Origin of the sequence: Rahnella sp. PAMC25617 (assembly GCF_050606005.1) — a bacterium.
GTDB lineage: Bacteria > Pseudomonadota > Gammaproteobacteria > Enterobacterales > Enterobacteriaceae > Rahnella > Rahnella variigena.
The window spans coordinates 1-2,976 of sequence record NZ_JBOCUM010000025.1; the positions used below are offsets into that span (position 1 = coordinate 1).

Consider the following 2,976-nt stretch of genomic DNA (forward strand, 5'->3'; position numbering starts at 1 on the left):
GTGGAAACACCTTCGGGTTGTGAGGTTAAGCGACTAAGCGTACACGGTGGATGCCTAGGCAGTCAGAGGCGATGAAGGGCGTGCTAATCTGCGAAAAGCGTCGGTAAGGTGATATGAACCGTTACAACCGACGATACCCGAATGGGGAAACCCAGTGTGTTTCGACACATTATCATTACATGAATACATAGTGTAATGAGGCGAACCGGGGGAACTGAAACATCTAAGTACCCCGAGGAAAAGAAATCAACCGAGATTCCCCCAGTAGCGGCGAGCGAACGGGGAAGAGCCCAGAACCAGAATCAGCGAATGTGTTAGTGGAAGCGTCTGGAAAGTCGCACAGTATAGGGTGATAGTCCCGTACACAAAAATGCATACGTTGTGAGTTCGATGAGTAGGGCGGGACACGTGACATCCTGTCTGAATATGGGGGGACCATCCTCCAAGGCTAAATACTCCTGACTGACCGATAGTGAACCAGTACCGTGAGGGAAAGGCGAAAAGAACCCCGGCGAGGGGAGTGAAATAGAACCTGAAACCGTGTACGTACAAGCAGTGGGAGCCTACTTTGTTGGGTGACTGCGTACCTTTTGTATAATGGGTCAGCGACTTATATTTTGTAGCAAGGTTAACCGAATAGGGGAGCCGTAGGGAAACCGAGTCTTAACTGGGCGTCAAGTTGCAAGGTATAGACCCGAAACCCGGTGATCTAGCCATGGGCAGGTTGAAGGTTGGGTAACACTAACTGGAGGACCGAACCGACTAATGTTGAAAAATTAGCGGATGACTTGTGGCTGGGGGTGAAAGGCCAATCAAACCGGGAGATAGCTGGTTCTCCCCGAAAGCTATTTAGGTAGCGCCTCGTGAACTCATCTTCGGGGGTAGAGCACTGTTTCGACTAGGGGGCCATCCCGGCTTACCAACTCGATGCAAACTACGAATACCGAAGAATGTTATCACGGGAGACACACGGCGGGTGCTAACGTCCGTCGTGAAGAGGGAAACAACCCAGACCGCCAGCTAAGGTCCCAAAGTCATGGTTAAGTGGGAAACGATGTGGGAAGGCATAGACAGCCAGGATGTTGGCTTAGAAGCAGCCATCATTTAAAGAAAGCGTAATAGCTCACTGGTCGAGTCGGCCTGCGCGGAAGATGTAACGGGGCTAAACCATGCACCGAAGCTGCGGCAGCGACGCTTATGCGTTGTTGGGTAGGGGAGCGTTCTGTAAGCCGTCGAAGGTGAACTGTGAGGTTTGCTGGAGGTATCAGAAGTGCGAATGCTGACATAAGTAACGATAATGCGGGTGAAAAACCCGCACGCCGGAAGACCAAGGGTTCCTGTCCAACGTTAATCGGGGCAGGGTGAGTCGACCCCTAAGGCGAGGCTGAAAAGCGTAGTCGATGGGAAGCTGGTTAATATTCCAGCACTTGGTGTTACTGCGAAGGGGGGACGGAGAAGGCTAGGCTAGCCGGGCGACGGTTGTCCCGGTTCAAGCGTGTAGGGGGTGTGATTTGGTAAATCCGGTCGCATATCAACCCTGAGGCGTGATAACGAGCCACTACGGTGGTGAAGTAGTTGATGCCAAGCTTCCAGGAAAAGCCTCTAAGCTCCAGGTAACACGAAATCGTACCCCAAACCGACACAGGTGGTCAGGTAGAGAATACTCAGGCGCTTGAGAGAACTCGGGTGAAGGAACTAGGCAAAATGGTGCCGTAACTTCGGGAGAAGGCACGCTGGCGCGTAGGTGAAGGGACTTGCTCCCGGAGCTGAAGCCAGTCGAAGATACCAGCTGGCTGCAACTGTTTAATAAAAACACAGCACTGTGCAAACACGAAAGTGGACGTATACGGTGTGACGCCTGCCCGGTGCCGGAAGGTTAATTGATGGGGTTATCCGTAAGGAGAAGCTCTTGATCGAAGCCCCGGTAAACGGCGGCCGTAACTATAACGGTCCTAAGGTAGCGAAATTCCTTGTCGGGTAAGTTCCGACCTGCACGAATGGCGTAATGATGGCCAGGCTGTCTCCACCCGAGACTCAGTGAAATTGAACTCGCTGTGAAGATGCAGTGTACCCGCGGCAAGACGGAAAGACCCCGTGAACCTTTACTATAGCTTGACACTGAACATTGAGCCTTGATGTGTAGGATAGGTGGGAGGCTTTGAAGCGTGGACGCCAGTCTGCGTGGAGCCAACCTTGAAATACCACCCTTTAATGTTTGATGTTCTAACTCGGCCCCGTGATCCGGGGTGAGGACAGTGTCTGGTGGGTAGTTTGACTGGGGCGGTCTCCTCCTAAAGAGTAACGGAGGAGCACGAAGGTTAGCTAATCACGGTCGGACATCGTGAGGTTAGTGCAATGGCATAAGCTAGCTTGACTGCGAGAGTGACGGCTCGAGCAGGTACGAAAGTAGGTCATAGTGATCCGGTGGTTCTGAATGGAAGGGCCATCGCTCAACGGATAAAAGGTACTCCGGGGATAACAGGCTGATACCGCCCAAGAGTTCATATCGACGGCGGTGTTTGGCACCTCGATGTCGGCTCATCACATCCTGGGGCTGAAGTAGGTCCCAAGGGTATGGCTGTTCGCCATTTAAAGTGGTACGCGAGCTGGGTTTAGAACGTCGTGAGACAGTTCGGTCCCTATCTGCCGTGGGCGTTGGAAGATTGAGAGGGGCTGCTCCTAGTACGAGAGGACCGGAGTGGACGCATCACTGGTGTTCGGGTTGTCATGCCAATGGCATTGCCCGGTAGCTAAATGCGGAAAAGATAAGCGCTGAAAGCATCTAAGCGCGAAACTTGCCTCGAGATGAGTCTTCCCTGTGGCTTTAAGCCACCTGAAGGGACGTTTAAGACTAAGACGTTGATAGGCTGGGTGTGTAAGTGCAGCGATGCATTGAGCTAACCAGTACTAATGACCCGAGAGGCTTAACCTTACAACACCAAAGGTGTTTTTAGAGACTTGAAGTAGATTTTCAGC

General features: G+C 52.3%; 1 rRNA gene. It reads left to right on the forward strand.

Going from position 1 to position 2,976, the window contains the following annotated elements:
- Nucleotides 1-23: 23 nt before the first annotated feature.
- Nucleotides 24-2,932 (forward strand): 23S ribosomal RNA (locus ACM615_RS23355).
- Nucleotides 2,933-2,976 lie beyond the last annotated feature (44 nt).